Origin of the sequence: Bradyrhizobium sp. CER78, from assembly GCF_029846235.1 — a bacterium.
GTDB lineage: Bacteria > Pseudomonadota > Alphaproteobacteria > Rhizobiales > Xanthobacteraceae > Bradyrhizobium.
This window is the reverse complement of record NZ_JARVWP010000006.1, coordinates 117773-136449: the sequence shown is the minus strand read 5'-3', so window position 1 is coordinate 136449 and position 18677 is coordinate 117773. Positions and strand designations below refer to the sequence as shown.

General features: G+C 64.6%; 23 protein-coding genes. 8 read left to right on the top strand and 15 right to left on the bottom strand.

Annotated elements, in window-relative coordinates; genetic code table 11:
• Positions 1-62 precede the first annotated feature (62 nt).
• Entirely contained in the window at positions 63-926 is an 864-nt protein-coding gene (locus QDT69_RS14755; RefSeq protein ID WP_279707242.1) for an EamA family transporter, read from the bottom strand.
• A 160-nt stretch (positions 927-1086) separates the two neighbouring features.
• Between QDT69_RS14755 and leuB the strand changes: the two genes are divergently transcribed.
• Complete coding sequence (leuB, locus tag QDT69_RS14750) at positions 1087-2199, top strand: 3-isopropylmalate dehydrogenase (RefSeq protein WP_279707240.1); 1113 nt, start codon at positions 1087-1089, stop codon at positions 2197-2199.
• Positions 2200-2369: 170 nt separating this feature from the next.
• On the opposite strand, the gene QDT69_RS14745 is transcribed toward leuB, so the two are convergent.
• Together QDT69_RS14745 and QDT69_RS14740 are read right to left on the bottom strand one after the other, a co-directional pair.
• Entirely contained in the window at positions 2370-2780 is a 411-nt protein-coding gene (locus tag QDT69_RS14745) for a hypothetical protein (protein WP_279707239.1), read from the bottom strand.
• Between the two features lie 176 nt (positions 2781-2956).
• Complete coding sequence (locus QDT69_RS14740; protein WP_279707525.1) at positions 2957-3751, bottom strand: hypothetical protein; 795 nt, start codon at positions 3749-3751, stop codon at positions 2957-2959.
• 116 nt (positions 3752-3867) lie between these two features.
• On the opposite strand from QDT69_RS14740, the gene QDT69_RS14735 reads away from it, so the two are divergent.
• Both QDT69_RS14735 and QDT69_RS14730 read left to right on the top strand, forming a co-directional pair.
• Positions 3868-4902 (top strand): aspartate-semialdehyde dehydrogenase, encoded by a 1035-nt coding sequence (locus QDT69_RS14735; protein ID WP_279707238.1) that lies wholly within the window; start codon positions 3868-3870, stop codon positions 4900-4902.
• 26 nt (positions 4903-4928) lie between these two features.
• Positions 4929-5477, top strand: a complete 549-nt coding sequence (locus QDT69_RS14730) for a TIGR00645 family protein (protein ID WP_279707237.1) — start codon at positions 4929-4931, stop codon at positions 5475-5477.
• Between the two features lie 9 nt (positions 5478-5486).
• On the opposite strand, the gene QDT69_RS14725 is transcribed toward QDT69_RS14730, so the two are convergent.
• Positions 5487-6143, bottom strand: a complete 657-nt coding sequence (locus QDT69_RS14725; protein WP_279707236.1) for a carbonic anhydrase — start codon at positions 6141-6143, stop codon at positions 5487-5489.
• 143 nt (positions 6144-6286) lie between these two features.
• Between QDT69_RS14725 and QDT69_RS14720 the strand changes: the two genes are divergently transcribed.
• Positions 6287-7165, top strand: a complete 879-nt coding sequence (locus tag QDT69_RS14720) for a CoA ester lyase (protein WP_279707235.1) — start codon at positions 6287-6289, stop codon at positions 7163-7165.
• 176 nt (positions 7166-7341) lie between these two features.
• Here QDT69_RS14720 and QDT69_RS14715 read toward each other — a convergent pair whose 3' ends face one another.
• From QDT69_RS14715 to QDT69_RS14705, 3 genes are all read right to left on the bottom strand, one after another.
• Entirely contained in the window at positions 7342-8130 is a 789-nt protein-coding gene (locus tag QDT69_RS14715) for a hypothetical protein (RefSeq protein WP_279707234.1), read from the bottom strand.
• A 190-nt stretch (positions 8131-8320) separates the two neighbouring features.
• A complete protein-coding gene (gene leuD / locus QDT69_RS14710) occupies positions 8321-8923 on the bottom strand; it encodes a 3-isopropylmalate dehydratase small subunit (protein ID WP_050424965.1) in 603 nt (200 codons plus the stop codon).
• Between the two features lie 86 nt (positions 8924-9009).
• The gene (locus tag QDT69_RS14705) at positions 9010-9408 is read right to left on the bottom strand and encodes a metallopeptidase family protein (RefSeq protein ID WP_279707233.1); all 399 of its coding nucleotides are present in this window, start codon (positions 9406-9408) and stop codon (positions 9010-9012) included.
• A gap of 101 nt (positions 9409-9509) precedes the next feature.
• On the opposite strand from QDT69_RS14705, the gene QDT69_RS14700 reads away from it, so the two are divergent.
• A complete protein-coding gene (locus QDT69_RS14700) occupies positions 9510-9839 on the top strand; it encodes a hypothetical protein (RefSeq protein WP_279707232.1) in 330 nt (109 codons plus the stop codon).
• Here QDT69_RS14700 and QDT69_RS14695 read toward each other — a convergent pair.
• Positions 9836-10060, bottom strand: coding sequence for a hypothetical protein (locus QDT69_RS14695; RefSeq protein WP_279707231.1), 225 nt, complete (start codon positions 10058-10060; stop codon positions 9836-9838). The genes QDT69_RS14700 and QDT69_RS14695 overlap by 4 nt on opposite strands.
• 258 nt (positions 10061-10318) lie before the next feature.
• Here QDT69_RS14695 and QDT69_RS14690 point away from each other — a divergent pair, with 258 nt between their 5' ends.
• On the top strand, positions 10319-10561 hold the full coding sequence (locus tag QDT69_RS14690; RefSeq protein ID WP_279707230.1) for a hypothetical protein: 243 nt from the start codon (positions 10319-10321) through the stop codon (positions 10559-10561).
• Between the two features lie 127 nt (positions 10562-10688).
• The gene (locus QDT69_RS14685) at positions 10689-11027 is read left to right on the top strand and encodes a hypothetical protein (protein WP_279707229.1); all 339 of its coding nucleotides are present in this window, start codon (positions 10689-10691) and stop codon (positions 11025-11027) included.
• Positions 11028-11091: 64 nt separating this feature from the next.
• Here QDT69_RS14685 and QDT69_RS14680 read toward each other — a convergent pair whose 3' ends face one another.
• A complete protein-coding gene (locus tag QDT69_RS14680; protein ID WP_279707524.1) occupies positions 11092-11385 on the bottom strand; it encodes a DUF1330 domain-containing protein in 294 nt (97 codons plus the stop codon).
• Between the two features lie 374 nt (positions 11386-11759).
• Between QDT69_RS14680 and QDT69_RS14675 the strand changes: the two genes are divergently transcribed.
• Complete coding sequence (locus QDT69_RS14675; protein ID WP_279707228.1) at positions 11760-12686, top strand: hypothetical protein; 927 nt, start codon at positions 11760-11762, stop codon at positions 12684-12686.
• 95 nt (positions 12687-12781) lie between these two features.
• On the opposite strand, the gene QDT69_RS14670 is transcribed toward QDT69_RS14675, so the two are convergent.
• The 6 genes from QDT69_RS14670 to QDT69_RS14645 form a co-directional block, all read right to left on the bottom strand.
• Positions 12782-12994: a hypothetical protein gene (locus tag QDT69_RS14670; RefSeq protein WP_279707227.1), complete on the bottom strand. Its 213-nt coding sequence runs from the start codon at positions 12992-12994 to the stop codon at positions 12782-12784.
• 104 nt (positions 12995-13098) lie between these two features.
• Positions 13099-14505 (bottom strand): 3-isopropylmalate dehydratase large subunit, encoded by a 1407-nt coding sequence (gene leuC / locus QDT69_RS14665; RefSeq protein ID WP_279707226.1) that lies wholly within the window; start codon positions 14503-14505, stop codon positions 13099-13101.
• Positions 14506-14879: 374 nt separating this feature from the next.
• On the bottom strand, positions 14880-15260 hold the full coding sequence (gene rplS / locus QDT69_RS14660; protein ID WP_018269387.1) for a 50S ribosomal protein L19: 381 nt from the start codon (positions 15258-15260) through the stop codon (positions 14880-14882).
• Positions 15261-15370: 110 nt separating this feature from the next.
• Positions 15371-16117 (bottom strand): tRNA (guanosine(37)-N1)-methyltransferase TrmD, encoded by a 747-nt coding sequence (trmD, locus tag QDT69_RS14655; protein WP_279707225.1) that lies wholly within the window; start codon positions 16115-16117, stop codon positions 15371-15373.
• Positions 16118-16126: 9 nt separating this feature from the next.
• On the bottom strand, positions 16127-17209 hold the full coding sequence (locus tag QDT69_RS14650; protein ID WP_279707224.1) for a zinc-binding alcohol dehydrogenase family protein: 1083 nt from the start codon (positions 17207-17209) through the stop codon (positions 16127-16129).
• 172 nt (positions 17210-17381) lie between these two features.
• Positions 17382-18581 carry an MFS transporter gene (locus QDT69_RS14645; protein ID WP_279707223.1) on the bottom strand — a complete coding sequence of 400 codons (1200 nt, stop codon included), beginning with the start codon at positions 18579-18581 and terminating at the stop codon, positions 17382-17384.
• Positions 18582-18677: the final 96 nt, after the last annotated feature.

Below are 18677 nucleotides of genomic sequence, written 5' to 3'. Positions count from 1 at the left end.
GGCAGGCCGCGGCGATCCTGCCCAGCACCAGAGGCCGCAACACTGTCTTGCGTATCGGGCAATCAGGCGATCAGGACCAGCGCGACGCCGGCAACGGTCAGCAGGGTTCCGGCGACGATCCGCGCTGATATCTCGACATGCTTGAGCATGACCGCGCTCAGCGCCACGGTGACCAGCGGGTAGATCGCGGCGAGCGGTGCCACCAGCGTGATCGGGCCGTTGCGGACTGCGGCGAACAGGCTGAGCGCGCTGAGCCCGTTGCTGATCCCGGTCAGTGCGAACCAGAGCCGGCCCTCGCGCGGCGCCTGCACCATGAAGCTGCCCTTGCGGATCCGCTGCACGGTCAGCACCACCAGCGAGGACATGACATAGCCGACCAGGCAGGCCCATAGCGGGCTCGGCCAGATCGCCAGCCCGAGCTTGGCAATCGGCGGCACGATGCCGCGCACCAGTGCGCTCGCGAGCGGCAGCAACAGCGCCCAGCTGCGCCAATGGCCGAGATCGCGCGGCCGGGTCACGGTGATCACGGCAGCGCCCGCCACCGCGACCACGAGGCCGATCAGCTGCTGCGGCAGCAACGGCTCGTGCAGCAGCACCACGGCGGCGGTGACCGCGAACAGCGGCGCCAGATTGCCCAGCGTCGAGGTGATGACCGGCCCGAGCGCCCGGTTCGAGGCGAAGGTCAAGAGCGTCAGCGAAGCCGGGAAGAACAGCCCGATCGCCATGAAGATCGGCAGCGCGCGCCAGACCACCGGCTCGCCATGCAGGATCAGCGGCGACAGCAACAGGAACAGCAAAGTGAAGGACGGCACGCTGATCGCTGCGCCCGACAGCGGCTCGACGGTGCGCAAGCCCAGCTGCGCCAGCACCACCCCGGCGCCGAGGAAAATCGCCGAGGCGAAGGCGTAGACGATGGCTGCGGTCATGAGGTCCGTCTTGTTGGCTTCTTGTTAGCTTCTTGGGGCGCGGCGGGCTCGCTCAAGGGCCATTTTGGCCCTGCTCGGGGTGCCTTGCCAATCCGCCCGGGGCGTTTTAGCACTCGCGCCTGACGATGACGGGCATGCCCGATTGAGTGAGGTAACGACCATGGCGACCCATAAACTGCTGCTTCTCCCCGGCGACGGCATCGGCCCCGAAGTGATGGCCGAGGTGCAACGCGTGATCGACTGGCTCAATGCGCAGGGCATCGCCAAGTTCGAGACCGAGCAGGGCCTGGTCGGCGGCTCCGCCTATGACGCCCACAAGGTGTCGATCTCCGAAGGCGACATGGCCAAGGCGACCGCGGCCGATGCCGTGATCTTCGGCGCGGTCGGCGGTCCGAAGTGGGACAGCGTGCCCTATGAGGTCCGGCCCGAGGCCGGCCTGCTGCGGCTGCGCAAGGATCTCGGCCTGTTCGCCAACCTGCGTCCGGCGGTGTGCTACCCGGCGCTGGCGGAGGCTTCGAGCCTGAAGCGCGACGTCGTCGAGGGGCTCGACATCATGATCGTCCGCGAGCTCACCGGCGGCGTCTATTTCGGCGAGCCGAAAACCATCACCGATCTCGGCAACGGCCAGAAGCGCGCGGTCGACACCCAGGTCTACGACACCTACGAGATCGAGCGCATCGGCCGCGTCGCCTTCGACCTGGCGCGCAAGCGCCGCAACAAGGTGACGTCGATGGAGAAGCGCAACGTCATGAAGTCGGGCGTGCTCTGGAACGAGGTCATGACCCAGGTTCATGCGCGCGAATACAAGGACGTCACGCTGGAGCATCAGCTCGCCGATTCCGGCGGCATGAACCTGGTCAAGGCGCCGAAGCAGTTCGACGTCATCGTCACCGACAATCTGTTCGGCGACATGCTGTCCGACATCGCGGCGATGCTGACCGGCTCGCTCGGCATGCTGCCGTCGGCCTCGCTCGGCGAAGTCGATTCCAAGACGAAGAAGCGGCGCTCGCTGTTCGAGCCGGTGCACGGCTCGGCGCCCGATATCGCGGGCAAGGGCCTCGCCAACCCGATCGCGATGATCTCGTCGTTCGGCATGGCGCTGCGCTATTCCTTCGACATGGGCGATCTCGCCGACAAGGTCGATGCCGCGGTCGCAGCCGTGCTCGCCAGCGGCCTGCGCACCGCCGACATCAAGTCGGAAGGCACCACGCCTGCCAGCACGAGCCAGATGGGCGAAGCAATCCTGAAGGAATTGCAGAAGCTGCACGCGTAAGAGTTCGGAGTCATTCCGGGGCGATGCGGAGCGTCGAACCTCCGATGCGCAATTGCGCATCGGGAAATCTTGAGCTTCCGGGTTCTCGCTTCGCGAGCCCCGGAATGACGAAACCAAAAAAATGCCCGGCGAGAGCCGGGCATTTTCGTATCGGCTGGTTGCCGGAATTCTCAGTACAGCGGGAAGGTCCGCGGATAGCCACCGAGGTCGGACGGCGGGCTGAGCGGCTGGCGGTCGATCGGGCGGTTGTTGTTCTCGCGTCCGAACGAGGGATAGCCCACGTCGGGCGGATAGGCGTAGTCGTTGAACTTGCGGTCGCCCGGCAGCACTTCGGTGCCGGCATCGAGCCACGAGCGCGTGGTGACGTAGACGCGGGTACGCGGGCCCTGCTGATAGACCCGGTTCGGACCCTGCGCACCGTAATAACGGCGGCCGTCGCGGTCATACTGCTCCTGCTGCTTGCGCTTGCTCGGGGTCTGGCTCTGCGCGCTCGCCGCGGTCATGCCGAATGCGGTTGCGGTGACGGCAGCCGCTGCAAGCAACACCACGAGCTTGTTCGCGGCAGGGAATTTCAAGGTCATCGCATCCTCGTCATTACGGCCCCGTCGGGGCTGGCGCGTCCGCCAAAATCACTCGGAACACATTGTAGCCATGGTGGGTGGGCCGTCACTAGGTCAATTGCGCCACACCATCAGAGATAATTAGTGTCCAGGCGCAAAAGTTTCATGAAAACCAGTGCCTTGCCACGGTCTCGCCATCAAAGCGCGCCGCGCAGGAGCGGGTTCTCGCTGCCCATCACCCAGTCGGCCGACAAAGCGGGCTGACCGGAGGTAACGCAGTCGGTGCGCTTGAGCTCGGCATGCGCGAACAGCGCGACGAGCCTCGGGTCATTGCCGGCGGCCAGCAGGGTCAGACGGTTCAGCATGCAGACGATCGCGGCGCGCTGGGCCGGCAGGCTCGCGCCTAGGCAGGTCCAGCCGGAGATGCGCAGATCGGGTGCGTCGGCCTGCTTGAGGAAGCCGAGGCAGGTGTGGCTGCCGTCCTGCCGCGCGGGGCGCAGCAGGGTGACGCTGCCGAACTTGCTGTCGACGATACCGGCGGCCTCGAGCTCGCGGACGCCGCCGGGGTCGAGCCGCCCGGCGATCTCGGCGACCGCAGGTCCCGCGGCCTCGCTGCCGGGGCGGTAGATTTCCAGCTCAGCGGCCGGCGCGCCATTGGCATCGGCCCAGCGGAAGATGTCCTTGTGGCCGCCCCCGGGATGCCGGAGGACTTCGTAAGCCTCTGTTTTATCTCGCTGATCTAGCCTGCTGATGGCGAAGGCCGGAGCTTGGCGGCCGGCCAGGCTCCAGCCCGCGGCGGCGGGTACCGGCATCGCCGTTGCGTCCGGCAGCTGCCGCCATAGATAGACGCCGAGGACGACGAACAGCGCGAGCACGGCGGCATAGGCGAACAGCCCGGAGAGCGTTGCGTACACCTCGTCGACGAAGCTCGTCAGCGCAGACGGATTTCTCGTATGATGGGGTGCGGCCGGATCGGCCCGAAATAAACGCATCAAAATGCTCAAACGCTACGCAACGTTGTCTTGACGGGGTTTCTCGCATAGAAGCGCTGCCTCTTCCCTTTCCGCGCATTGCGGGGGAACGGGCATATTTCGTCGGAGAGTGAACGATGGGTTACAAAGTCGCGGTGGTCGGTGCGACCGGCAATGTCGGGCGCGAAATGCTCAACATTCTCGATGAGCGCAAATTCCCCGCCGACGAGGTCGTCGTGCTGGCCTCGCGCCGCAGCGTCGGCATCGAGGTCTCCTATGGCGACCGCACGCTGAAGGTGAAGGCGCTCGAGCATTATGATTTCTCCGACATCGACATCTGCCTGATGTCGGCCGGCGGCTCGGTCTCCAAGGAATGGTCGCCCAAGATCGGCGCCGCCGGCGCGGTCGTGATCGACAATTCGTCGGCCTGGCGCATGGACCCGGACGTGCCGCTGATCGTGCCCGAGGTGAACGCGGATGCGACCGCCGGCTTCACCAAGAAGAACATCATCGCCAACCCGAACTGCTCGACCGCGCAGCTCGTGGTCGCGCTGAAGCCGCTGCACGACAAGGCGACGATCACCCGCGTCGTGGTCTCGACCTATCAATCGGTGTCTGGCGCCGGCAAGGACGCGATGGACGAGCTGTTCTCGCAGACCAAGGCCGTCTACACCAATGACGAGCTGATCAATCAGAAGTTTCCCAAGCGCATCGCCTTCAACGTCATTCCGCAGATCGACGTCTTCATGGAAGACGGTTTCACCAAGGAAGAGTGGAAGATGATGGCGGAGACCAAGAAGATCCTTGATCCCAAGATCAAGCTGACCGCGACCTGCGTGCGCGTGCCGGTCTTCGTCGGTCACTCCGAAGCGGTCAATGTCGAATTCGCCAATCCGATCACCGCGGACGAGGCGCGCAATATTCTGCGCAATGCGCCGGGCTGCCTCGTGATCGACAAGCACGAGCCGGGCGGCTACGTCACGCCCTATGAGGCCGCCGGCGAGGACGCCACCTATATCAGCCGCATCCGCGAGGACGCCACCGTGGAGAATGGCTTGGCGTTCTGGTGCGTCTCGGACAATCTGCGCAAGGGCGCGGCGCTGAACGCCGTGCAGATCGCCGAAGTCCTGATCAACCGCAAGCTGATCACCGCCAAGCAAAAAGCGGCTTAAGACAGACCAAAACGGGGGGCTGAGCCATGTCGGAACAATCGGTCCCCACCCCAGCAAGTCCGGCGACGCCGCGCATCATGCGCGGCTTCGAATATGTGCTGTTCAACAGCCGCTGGCTGATGGCGCCGTTCTATGTCGGCCTGGTCGTGGCGCTCGCGGTGCTGCTGCTGAAATTCGCGCGCATGCTGTGGGAATTCGTCCTGCATGCGGCCGGCTACAAATCGACCGAAGTCATCCTCGATGCGCTGGCGCTGATCGACGTCACGCTGGTCGCCAATCTCATTCTCATCGTGGTGTTCTCGGGCTACGAGAACTTCGTCTCGCGCATCGACACGTCGGGCAATCCGAACTGGCCGATCTGGATCACCAAGATCGATTTTGCCGGGCTGAAGCAGAAGCTGCTGGCCTCGATCGTCGCGATCTCCGCGATCCACGTGCTGGAAGCGTTCCTGAACATCGATGCCGCGTTCGACGCGACGCGGATGACCTGGCTCGTCGCCGTGCACCTGGTGTTCGTGATCTCGGCGCTGTTGCTCGCGCTGTCCGATCGCTGGGGCAACGCCCACGAGGGGTAGCCGACAGCGCTACTCGCCGGCCTTCAGGGCGTCGGTGACGCTGATGAATTCCTTCGCGGCCCGGTCGAGCACGAACAGCGAGCCCTCGGCGACGCCGAAATAGGCGCCGTGCAGTTGCGTCTCGCCGCTCTCCACGCGTTCGCGGACGAACGGGAAGGTCATCAGATTCTCCAGCGAGCGGAACACCGCCGCCTTCTCGATGCGGGTGACGAAGTCCTGCATGCTCTCATGGTCGCGCTGCTCGACCACCTCGCCCGGCTTGATGAACATCTGCATCCATTTGCCGATGAAGTCGCCGGGCGTGAGCGGCTTGATCTTGTCGACGAAGGCGCGGATGCCGCCGCACTGGGCATGGCCCAGCACCACGATGTTCTTCACCTTCAGCACGGTCACGGCATATTCCAGCGCGGCCGACACGCCGTGCGCGCTGCTGTCGGGCTGATAGACCGGAACCAGATTGGCGATGTTCCGCACCACGAACAGCTCGCCCGGACCCGCGTCGAAGATCACCTCGGGCGAGACGCGGGAATCGCAGCAGCCGATCACCATGGTTTCGGGAAACTGGCCGCGTTCCGACAGGTCCCGGTAGCGCGACTGTTCAGTCGGCAACCGCTGGGTCGCGAAGGTCCGGTAGCCGTCGATCAACTGCTTCGGAAAGAATTTCATGGCCTCTGGCTAACCACATGCCAATGACGGGAACAAGACTTTCGGCGTGCCGCCTGAGATGATACGGCAGCGTTGAAGGATGGTTCCTGCCCGCTGCCCAAACAATGGACGGCGGCGGAGCCCAAGCCCGCAGGAGAATGCCGATGACCCGTCCGCGCCGCAGCCTGTTGTTCATGCCGGGATCGAATGCACGGGCGCTGGAGAAGGCCCGCACGCTGGCAGCCGACGGCATTATCCTGGATCTGGAGGATTCCGTTGCCCCCGATGCCAAGGCGGTGGCCCGCGAGCAAATCGCCAAGGCGGTTGCCGCCAAGGGTTTTGGCAAGCGCGAGGTCCTGATCCGCATCAACGCGCTCGATACGCCCTGGTGGGTCGACGACATCGGCATGGCCGGCAAGGCGCAGCCGGATGGGATCCTGGTTCCGAAGATTTCCACGGTCGACGATCTCAACGCCGTCGCCGATCGCCTCAGCGACATCAACGCCCCTGCCTCGATCCGGGTCTGGGCGATGATCGAGACCGCGCGCGCGGTGCTCGACGCCGACAAGCTCGCCGCGGCCTCGAAGGATTCCGAGACCCGGCTCGCCGGCTTCGTGTTCGGACCGAACGACATTGCGCGTGAAACCCGGATCCGCATGAAGCCGGGCCGCGCCGCGATGATCCCGATGATCACGCATTGCATCCTGGCGACCCGCGCGCACGGGCTCGAAATCCTCGACGGCCCCTATGGCGACATCAGCAACATCGACGGCTTCGCCGAGGAATGCGCGCAGGGCCGCGATCTCGGCTTCGACGGCAAGACGCTGATCCATCCGAGCCACATCGATGCCTGCAACGCGATCTTCACGCCGCCGGAGGCCGAGGTCGCCGAGGCGCGCAAGATCATCGCCGCCTTCGCACAACCGGAGAACGCCTCGCGCGGCGCGATCCAGCTTGACGGCCGCATGGTGGAGCGCCTGCACGCCGAAATGGCCAAGCGCACCATCGCGATCGCCGACGCAATCGCCGCGATGGGGCATTGATCCAACCCTCCCCTGGAGGGGGAGGGTCGCTGGGCATGTAGCGAAGCGGAATGCACAGCGGGGTGGGGTGATCTCTCCATTCGAGCACTGCCCGTGTTGAGAGATCACCCCACCCCGTCTCACATTTCGCTGCGCTCAATGTGATCCGACCCTCCCCCTCCAGGGGAGGGTGCGCGTCAGCTGCCAAACATCTCCGCCGCCCAGGCATAGAGGCTGCCCGGAATCGGCGCTTCCTTGCCGCGTCCCTTCGGCGAGATGTGCAGGCCGATGATCTGCGGATCGCTCAAATAGCGCGAGAAATCCGATGGCTCGAAGAACAGTCTTGGCTCGGCGTGCACCGCGTAGAACGAACGCTTCGGCAGCGCATACTGCAACTCACCTTCGCGGCGCGCCAGCGCGGTGAGCGCTGCGGGGCCGTAGATCGCGATGCGGATGTCGGAGAGGCGATTGGATTTGCCGCGCAGCTTGCGCATCGCAAAGGTCAGGCGGTGACGCGGCGCCAGCCAGTCCGGCGTCAGCTCGTCCTGCTGCATCAACGCTTCGAATGCGCGCACGATCGGATCATGTGGCGGCAGATACAGCACCGAGTTGCCGAGCTGCCGCGGCCGCTCCCAGGCAAAATAGGGCTTTGCCGGATCGATCTCGACGGGCTTGAGCAACAGCACATCGGCATCGAGCCAGAGCCCGGCGCGCTGCGCCATCAGCCGCATCCGGAAGAAGTCGCTGAATTGCAGGATGGTCCAGTCGCGCCACGAACCGTCGCGCTCAGCCGGACGCAGCTTCTCGGAGAACGCATGCGGCAGCACCGCCTCGGCCTCGGCATTGCCGACGCCGTCGGGCAGGCCGGGGATCGGGTCGAAGCTGTAGACGGTGACCTTGTGTCCGGCCGCCAGCTGCGAGCGCAGGCAGGTCTGGCGCAGCGCGTCCATGGAGCCGTGCCAGAAGGTGACGATGTCAGGCAGCATGCGCGTCAGCCATCAGCAGGTTCGTGACAGGGCGACTAAAGCGTTTTCGAGCGAAGTGGATACCGGTTCGCGTGAAGAAAACGCGTCAAAACTAGAACCTAGAGCACCGTTCCGATCTCATCGGAACGGAGCTCGATCAAAGAAAAACCCCGGCGCCTGAGGGCACCGGGGCGCGATGATACGCCGGGTCTCAGGCCCAGGCACGTTCCTTGAGCTTGGCCTCATAGGTGTCGATCGACTTCTTCTTCTCCATCGTCAGTCCGATGTCGTCGAGGCCGTTGATCAGGCAGTGCTTGCGGAACGGATCGATCTCGAATTTGACCTTGCCGCCGTCGGGACCGCGGATCTCTTGGCTGGGGAGGTCGATGGTTAGCGTCGCGTTGGCGCCGCGCTCGGCATCGTCGAACAGCTTGTCGAGGTCCTCCTGCGACACGCGGATCGGCAGGATGCCGTTCTTGAAGCAGTTGTTGTAGAAAATGTCGCCGAAAGAGGTCGAGATCACGCAGCGGATGCCGAAGTCGAGCAGCGCCCACGGCGCGTGCTCGCGGCTCGAGCCGCAGCCGAAATTGTCGCCGGCGACCAGCACCTTCGCGTTGCGATAGGCGGACTGGTTGAGGACGAAATCCGGGTTCTCGCTGCCGTCATCCTTGTAGCGCTGCTCGGAGAAGAGCCCCTTGCCAAGGCCGGTGCGCTTGATGGTCTTGAGGTACTGCTTCGGAATGATCATGTCGGTGTCGACATTGATGATCTTCAGCGGTGCCGCGACGCCTTCCAGCGTGGTGAACTTGTCCATCGGTGCTCTTCCCGGGCAAAAATTGGGGATACGGGCCGGATGTTTATCGCGAATGTGACAGCGGTAAAAGGGCCAATCTTGCAGAGCTAGCCCGCATCGGCCTCAATCGCCTCCATATCGGCGTCCGAGAGGCCGAAATGGTGGCCGATCTCGTGGATCAGCACGTGGCGGACGATGTGGCCGAGGGTCTCGTCGTGCTCGGCCCAGTAGTCCAGGATCGGCCGGCGGTAGAGCCAGACCAGGTTGGGGAGCCGGGCCACGTCGCCATGGCTTTGCTGCGGCAGGCCGATGCCGTGGAACAGGCCGAGCAGGTCGAACTCGCTCTCGGCCTGCATCTCGTCGAGCACCTCGTCGGTCGGGAAATCGTCGACGCGGATGATCAGGCCCTCGCAGAGGGCCCGGAACGTCTCGGGCAGGCGCTCGAAAACCTCATGCGCCATGGCCTCCATCTCGGCGAGCGAGGGGGCTTTTGCTGTGGTCCACATGACACTCCTTTAGCGCGAGTGCCTCTAGCGGCGCCAGCGCAGTTGACCTTGGCTGCGCAATGGGAGACCGTGCGCCCAATAATTGGGGCTCGGGTGGCGTGATGAAACGGATCGTGGCGGCAGCGCTGTTGGCGGCATCAGTCGGGCTCTTGCTCCCGGCGGGACAGGCGCGGGCGCAGAGCGCGGCAGCCGAAGCGCGCATCGGTGAGACCGCACCGGTGGTGCGCGAGCGGGTGGTCGAGCGCCGCCGGCTGAAGCGCGTGCCGATCTACCGGTCCAACCCGCCCGACCATTGGGAACCGGATGTGATCCCGCGCTACAATCCGGGTCCGAACGCGGTCCGCGACTGCACCGCGACCTATGTGCAGGAGCACCGGCCGAGCGGCACCGTGATCACGCCGCGCATGAACTGCTTCTGGCGGCCGGGCTAGCTGCGCGTTCGCCGACGTGCTGCACTGATCACTGCGACAGCTGCGATCGCTCCCATCGTTCCATAGACCGCGAGCGCCATCAGCATTTGCGTGAGATGGCTCGCCGTTCCCATGCCGCCGCCCGGGCCTTGCGAGGCGAGCGCGACATCAATCGAAATCATGGAACCAGCGAGCGCGGCCGCACCAAGCGTGAACCATTTGCGCGGGTCTCGTTGTGTCATCGGCGATCTCCAGCGAGAGCCACCTCGCAAGATACGACCATTGTCTATGCCGGTCTTACGCACAGACACGAAAATTCCTGCGGCTCAATCGGAACCTGAGTGCGCCACCGGCATTCATGATCGTGGCGCAGCTTTCACTTCCCGCTCACGTCGTCCGCATCCCGCTTGCGATCTGCGTCGCGGCAACGGGGGTCGACTCGAACGCGAGTCGTCGTTGCAAGACGTGACATCCAGGAATCAAAATCAAGGAGACAACTCATGAAGGTGATGAACGTTCTGGGGCTTGCGGCCGTCGGTGCCGTACTGGTTTTGGCGGCGCCGGCCGAGCGCGCGAACGCGATGTCGCTGGCGACGCCTGGCACCGCCGCAACGGTTCAGGACAACGCGAACCAGGCCACCACGCAGGTACGCTGGGGCCGTGGACATCATCGCGGCTGGCATCGTGGTTGGCATCGCGGACATCACCGTGGCTGGGGCCATCGCCGCCACTGGCGCCGCTGATCTCGCGGCGTATCAGCGCAGTTGAGACACAGGCCCGTGAGCAGCGGGCCTGTCGTCGTTCTCAGCCATCAAACCGGCAGATTCGCGCGCGCGAGATGATATCAATCGAAATCTGCAGGAGTTGATCATGACGAGATGGATCGGTGTCGCCGCTTTCGCTTGTGCATTCGCGCTGACGGCGCCGGCATCGGCGACTGCCGCGACATCAGCCGAGCCGCAGGCTGCGGCACAAGGGCGGCACGCGGGCAAGGCGACCGACTTCAGCGCGCAGCGCCATCATCGCCATTACCATCGTCACCATTATCACCGCGGCTACCGGCCCTATTACCGGCCGTACTATCAGCCCTATTCCTATTATCGGCCGTACGGCTCCTATTATTACGGGCGGCCGTACTACTATCGGCCGTATCCTTACGCTTCGCCGGCGCCGTTTACGTTCGGCTTCGGGTTCGGCCCGTTCTGGTGATGCGCGCGGCGTAGCAGACCGACACACGTGCAGCTCCGCGCGACCGGAGCTGCGCCAGCTGACGTCATGGCGCAAAGCCCTTCGCCAGCAGCACGATGCCTTGCGCACCCGCTTTGCGATCCCTGGAGATCTCGACGTATTCGGGCGATTCCGCCCAGGCGCGGAAGGCGGCTTCGTCAGGAAACGACATCAGCACCAGCTTGTCGCGATCCCAGCTGCCTTCGAGGACCGCGGGATGTTCGTCGGCCGACAGCAGCCGCCCGTTGAACTTCCTGAACACGTCGAAGAAGCGCGCCTGATACCGGTCATAGGCGGCCCGATCGGTCATCTTGAGTTGTACGATCACATAGACGGTCACTGTCATTCCTTCCCGGGCGAGTACTCGCGGCAGCTTGATCTCATTGCCTTCATCTTATTGTCATCCCGTCACGAAAGCGTCCGGGATCATGTCCCAGTTTGAGTAGGTCGTGTTCCAGTTCCTTTTAGAAATTAAAATGCTTGTCATTTGAGCGGCTGCGAATTCCCGCGTCTAATCGCGAGAGCCGTGCGGCTTTCTCATCGTCTCATCCGGTGTTGAGACACAGACAGCATGCTGGCGTTCCGCACAGAAGAAGCGGCGTGCCGTGACGGTCGCATCGAATGGGTGTTCCCGAACAACACGAAAATGCACGAGCGCCTTCTCACTGCGTGGATTTGTCGTTTCGGCACGTCATCTCACCAAGGGAGCAGAGCATGCGCGAGCATACGATGTACGACTTCCACACGTTCGACAATCCGGCCGACCTCACCTTCAATCAATTGCTAGGGATCAACAATCAGGGCTTGATCGCCGGATTTTACGGCAGTGGAGCCGCCGGGCATCCCAACCAGGGATACCTGCTCACGACATCCGGCACGGTTGGCACGTTTCACTCCGTGGACTTTCCTGGTGTGCCTCAAACTCAGCTGACCGGGCTCAATGACAACGGCACCGCGGTCGGATACTTCTACCCGACGAACAATGGGACGGCGGTTGACAATCAGTTTGGCTTCTATGAAAGGCACGGCGTTTTTACAGAGGTGAACAACCCGCATACGCCAACCCAACCGAATCCCGGGGTCCTGATCGAAAACCAGCTTCTGGGGGTAAACGACCACAATATTGCGGTCGGATTCTACAACGACGCGTCCGGGAACAGCCACGGCTACACTTACAACATCAACAGCGGCAAGTTTTCAGCCGACATCAATGATCCGTTTGCGGTCAGCACCGTTGCGGCGGCGATCAACAACAAGGACACGGTCGCCGGTTTCTACACGGATAGCGCGGGCGCCACTCACGGTTTCCTGGAGGACCATTTCGTCTTCAAGACCGTGGACGCGCCCGGCGCAACCATGACCGAGCTCCTTGGAGTGAACGATCACGGCATCGCGGTCGGGGAAGACGTCGTCAACGGCGTCACGCACGGCATCATCTATGATAGCCACACCGGGACATTCATCACGCTGGACGATCCGAACGCGGCCGGATCGACAGTGTTCAATGGGATCAATGACAAGGGAGACATCGTCGGGTTCTATACGGACGCAGCAGGCAATACCAATGGCCTTCTCGCCGTTCCGGACGGCGACGTGCATCACCATGCCACGCACTTTTCTGGCTGGGCGCTGGACGTTTAACCACGAGATGTGTGACTAGCAGCACCGATCCCGCAGGGGACACCGCCCAAATGACAAACGGGCGCCGACTGGCGCCCGATTGCGAAGCCTCGGGCTCAGTCCCAGTTCTTCAGCTTCCAGGGCTTGATCTTCCAGGGCGTCAGGTTCTCCATCCGCCATTGCGTCCAGCGGTCCGGCGGCCAGTGGCTGAGGCGCGAGGTCTCCTTCACCTCGGGAAGCGGATCGATGATGCGCGGCGCTGCGTGACGACGGCGCTTCTGGCGCGTCGCATCGCTGATCATATCGACGAATTCGGGTTTATCGGCCACGGCACGCGCTCCTTGCGAAGCTGGTCTTCGCAAGGAGCCAGTGTGCGAGCACCCCGTTAACGAGCCGTTTCCACAACGGCTCGACGTTGAGGCGAAACCTTACCTTACCGCCAGTCGCGGACGTCGACGAAGTGGCCGGCGATCGCGGCTGCCGCGGCCATCGCGGGCGACACCAGATGGGTGCGGCCCTTGAAGCCCTGGCGGCCTTCGAAGTTGCGGTTCGAGGTCGAGGCGCAGCGCTCCTCCGGCTTCAGCTTGTCCGGGTTCATCGCAAGGCACATCGAGCAGCCCGGCTCGCGCCATTCGAAGCCGGCCTTGATGAAGATCTTGTCGAGGCCTTCGGCTTCCGCCTGCTCCTTCACGATGCCCGAGCCCGGCACGATCATCGCATTGACGTTGGCGTTGACGGTCTTGCCCTCGGCGATCTTCGCCGCGGCGCGCAAATCCTCGATGCGGCCGTTGGTGCAGGAGCCGATGAAGACGCGGTCGAGCTTGATGTCGGTGATCTTGGTGCCGGCGGTCAGGCCCATATATTTCAGCGCGCGATGCTTGGAGAGCCGCTTGGCCTCGTCCTCGATCTTGTCCGGATCCGGCACGAAGCCGGTGATCGAGATGACGTCCTCAGGGCTCGTGCCCCAGGTGACGATCGGCGGCAGCTTGGCGGCATCGAGCCGCAGCTCGTGGTCGAAATGCGCGCCCTCGTCGGAGCGCAGCGTCTCCCAGTAGCGCATCGCGGCATCCCAGGCCGCGCCCTTCGGGGCCTTCGGGCGATCGCGCAGGAAGTCGAACGCCTTCTGGTCGGGCGCCACCAGGCCGGCGCGCGCGCCGCCTTCGATCGACATGTTGCAGACCGTCATGCGGCCTTCCATCGACAGCGCACGGATCGCCTCGCCGGCATATTCCAGCACATAGCCGGTGCCGCCGGCGGTGCCGATCTCGCCGATGATCGCCAGGATGATGTCCTTGCCGGTCACGCCTTCAGGCAATTTGCCGTCGACGATCGCGCGCATGTTCTTGGCCTTCTTCTGGATCAGCGTCTGCGTCGCCAGCACGTGCTCGACCTCCGACGTGCCGATGCCGTGCGCGAGCGCGCCGAACGCGCCATGCGTCGAAGTGTGGCTGTCACCGCAGACGATGGTGGTGCCGGGCAGCGTGAAGCCTTGCTCCGGGCCGATGACGTGGACGATGCCCTGGCGCTTGTCGAACTCGTTGTAATACTCAATGCCGAATTCCTTGGCGTTCTCCGCCATCACCCGCATCTGCTCGATGCTCTCGGGGTCGGGGTTCGGCTTCGAGCGATCGGTGGTCGGGATGTTGTGGTCGACGACCGCGAGCGTCTTGTCCGGCGCGTGCACCTTGCGGCCGGCAGCGCGCAGGCCTTCGAACGCCTGCGGCGAGGTCACCTCGTGCACCAGGTGGCGATCGATATAGAGCAGGCAGGTGCCGTCCTCGGCCTCATGGACCAGATGGTCGTTCCAGATCTTGTCGTACAACGTGGTCGGTTTGGACATGAGCTTCAGCTCCAGAAGAAATTCAGTGGTGAATGGCGTGAGCGCGACTTAAGCGCGCGAGCAGGCGAAGGCGTCCAGGCAGCGTTACGCTGCGCGTCTAAGCTCAGACGTTGCCGACGTCGCAAAGCGCCCGAAGAAGCGGCCGGGCAGCCGCGAGCGATCGTCGATCACGACGCGCTTGCAGGTCTGACTTGGACAGCTCTGACTTGGGCAGCGCTGGCTTGCTTGATCCGGAACCATTCTAAATTTCTAACACAGGGCTCGCGCCCGCGACAATCGATCGATGCGCGGGCCTGCAAGTCAGATAAGTATGCCGCAACAAAAAAGCGCGGGGCAGGCCCCGCGCTTTTCGTCACGTCCCTCTGCGGGATGGATTACTCGCCGACGGCGGTCTGGCGGTCCTGCTTCTCGACGATGCGGGCCGACTTGCCGCGCAGGTTGCGCAGGTAATAGAGCTTGGCGCGACGCACCTTGCCGCGACGCACGACCTTGATCGAGTCGATCATCGGCGACATCACCGGGAAGACGCGCTCGACGCCCTCGCCGTACGAAATCTTGCGCACGGTGAAGCTCTCGTTGAGGCCCTGGCCGGAACGGCCGATGCAAACGCCTTCATAGGCCTGCACGCGGGTGCGCTCGCCTTCGACCACCTTCACGTTGACGATGACGGTATCGCCGGGGCCGAACTCCGGGATGTCCTTGGTGGCGGCAAGCTTGTCGAACTGCTCTTTTTCGAGCTGCTGAATAAGGTTCATCGAAATCTCCATCGGCGGCGCGCCCAGCCTGTATGGGGGCTGCGCAAACGTCCATCTATCCTGCGCGTGTGCGGATTAGGCCGTGCCTATAAGGCAAAGCGCAGGGTTTGTCACCCGTCTGTCGTGTTTTTTGTCCTTCGCGGAGCGGCTTTTTGGCCGGCACGCCTAGCCCAGAGATCGGGCCGCCGGACCGCCGTCAGGGCCTCGGATTGGGCCAGCCGCCAGGCCGCGACCTTGGCGTGATCGCCGGAAATCAGGATTTCCGGGATCTGGCGGCCCTCGAACTCCTGCGGACGGGTGTATTGGGGGTATTCCAGTAGTCCTTCGGAGAAGCTCTCCTCGGTTCCCGAGGCCAGCTTCCCCATCACCCCCGGCAACAGGCGGACGCAGGCGTCGATCAGCGCCATCGCGGCGATTTCGCCGCCGGACAGCACATAATCGCCGATCGAGACCTCCTCGAGGCTTCTAGCCTCGATCACCCGCTGGTCGATGCCCTCGAAGCGGCCGCAGACGATCAGGGGGCCGGGCCCGGCCGCCAGCTCGGCGACGTGGGTCTGGGTCAATGGCCGACCCCGCGGGCTCATCAAAAGGCGTGGACGGTCAGGCGCGACCGCGGCGGCATCGATTGCCGCCGCCAGCACATCCGCCCGCAGCACCATGCCCGGGCCGCCGCCGGCCGGCGTGTCGTCGACACTGCGATGCTTGTCGGTCGCTGACGCCCTGATGTCGCGCGCCTCCAGCGCCCAGAGGCCGCCGGCCAATGCCCTGCCGGCCAGGCTGACGCCGAGCGGACCCGGAAACATGTCCGGGAACAGGGTCAGCACGGTGGCGCGCCATGCGGGCTGCTGCGTTGTCATGGCCTCTCGTTACGGCACCACGGCCGTGAGGTCGAGGCTCTGCATCATCGCGGCCGCGTCCACCGCACGGCGGAAATCGGCGAGCGAGAAGCTCGCGACGTTGATCTTGCGCAGGTCAAGCAGGCCCTCGGCAGCGAGGCCGGCGAGTTGGCTAGGTGCCGTGCGGTCGTACATGAACTGCCCGACCACTTCCCAATCATTGGCCAGCATCTCGCGGAACGAAAGTTCGAGCGGCACCTCGGCGCTGCCCATCAGCACCATCCGCCCGCCGCGCCTGAGCGCGCGCAGGCAGGACAGCGTGGTCGAGGTGCTCTTCGCGGCGCCAAGCAGATCGAGCGCGACATCGGCGCTGCCGCCGGCGGCGCGGCGGATCGTCTGAAGATCGGCCGATGCATCGCCGGTGACGACGGCGGGAACGACGCGCGGGCCGAATGCGTCGCGCAATTGCTCGAGCGCGGCCTGCTTGCGGCCGACCGCGACGACGCGGCCTGCGCCCATCGCGACCGCGAGCATCACGCCGCCCGAACCGAAATAGCCGGTCGCACCATTGACGATGATGGTCTGCCCGCCGCGCAGGCCGGAGCGCTGCAAGCCGCCGAACGGCACGATCAGTTTGGCCAATCCGATCAGCTCGGTCGCCGGCTTGTCGTCGAGATTGGCAAGCGGCGTGGCGCAGGCGGCCGGCCAGTGCGCGATCTCGGCAAACACGCCGTCGCGCCAGCGCATCTGCAACGCCAGCGCCTCCGGCGTCGTCACGGTCGCCGTGAGGCCGATCAGGATCTGCGGCGGATCGCGATCCGGCACGTCGCCGCGCAGATGCGGGCTCAGGAATACGCGGTCGCCGGTCCGCACATGCGTGACGTTCTCGCCGGCGGCGACGACGCGCGCGATCGCGTTGGTGCCCGGCACGAACGGCATCGGCGGCAGGCTGTAGGGCAGCGCGCCTGAGAGCAGCTTGTTGGTGTAGGACAGCACCATGCCGGCTTCGACCCGCACTACGACGCCATCGGGCGCGGGCTGGGGCGTTGCGACATCCTCGAAGCGAAGATCGTTGTGGGCGTGCAGCCGCCAGGCCTTGTGCGTGCTTGTCATTGGGATGCTCCTCGACATCCCGATTAAGTAGTAGCCCGGATGCAGCGAAGCGCAATCCGGGAATCATGCTGGTAACGAGGAGCGGCCCCGGATTTCGCGGAGCCTGTCATCGGGCGCGCATTCGCGCGACCCGTTGGCTCCATCCGGGCTACGAGCTTAGGCTAGTCGCGCGTCACGCCGCCTTTGGCTCGTCCGCGAGATGCCGCGCCAGCGCCACCGCAAGCGGACAGATCGCCAGTGCCGTCAGCGCGGTCGCAGCCGTCGCGAGCGTCGGACCGAGTGCATCGCCAAGCAGGCCATAGAGCACCGGCGCGACCGCGCCAGAGCCGATCGTCCCGGTATAGAACAGCGCGAAGGCGCGCTCGGTCTGATGCGGCGGCGTCAGCTCGGGCACCGTGCCATAGAGCACCGAGGAGGTGCCGTTGAGCATCACGCCGAGCAGCGGCAGCAGCACGATGGCCGGCGCCAGCGGCAATACGAGGACCGCAACGATCAGCGCTGCCGTGCCGCCTTCGGTGATCAGCACGGTGCGCAGCGTGCCGACGCGTTCGCCGAGCCAGCCGCAGGTGAATTTGCCCGCGGCGCCGCCGATGAAGACCAGCGCCAGCGCGAGCCCGTTGGTCGGCAGCGACGCGCCCTTATCGCGCAGCAGGAACGGCAGGAAGGTGAGAAAACCCATCCTGACCGCGGTGTCGAGAATTCCGATCGCGAGCAGCCAGGGAAAGCCGCCGCCTGCGCTCGCGCGGTGCGAAGCTGTGCTCGCCTTGTGCTCGGCGCCCTTGCCGACCGACGGCATCCAGAGCGCGATACAGATCGCGACAAGCACGCCTGCGAGCGCGAGCACCAGCAGCGTATGTCGCCACGACATGATCACGAGTAGGATCGAGGTCGCAGCGGGAATTGCCGCCTTGCCCAGATCGCCCGAGAAATTATAGATGCCGAGCGGCCCGCGCGCGCCCGCGCCATAGGCGCGCGACACTGCGGCGGATGCGATCGGATGCTGCGTGCTCGAGCCGGCGCCGGAGAGCGCCAGCGCCAGGCCAAGTCCGATCACGCCGCCGGAGAAGCCGGCGAACACACAGCCGAGCGCCGACAGCGCCGTGCCCGCGATCAGGATGATCTTGCCGTCGATCCGCTCTGCAATCCGCCCGACTGGAATCTGCAGGCCGGCCATCGCGCCGGCATAGAGCCCGCGCAGCAGCGCCAGCAATCCATAACTCAGCCCGAATTCGGCCTGCCAGACCGGCAGCAGCACGTAGATCAGGTCGGTGTAGCCGTCGTGGAGCGCGTGGTTGAGCCCGGTCACCGTCAGCGTGCGGGTCGCCCGCTGGTCGGCGGGACGTGAGATGCCGGTTTCCGTCGACACGCTCATTACCGCCATCCGATGCAAGAAAATCTAAAGATAGGGAGGCGGTGCATTTCGCGGTGGTCCTTAAAATGAAAGCCAAGCAAGTAGCTTGTGCGGCAC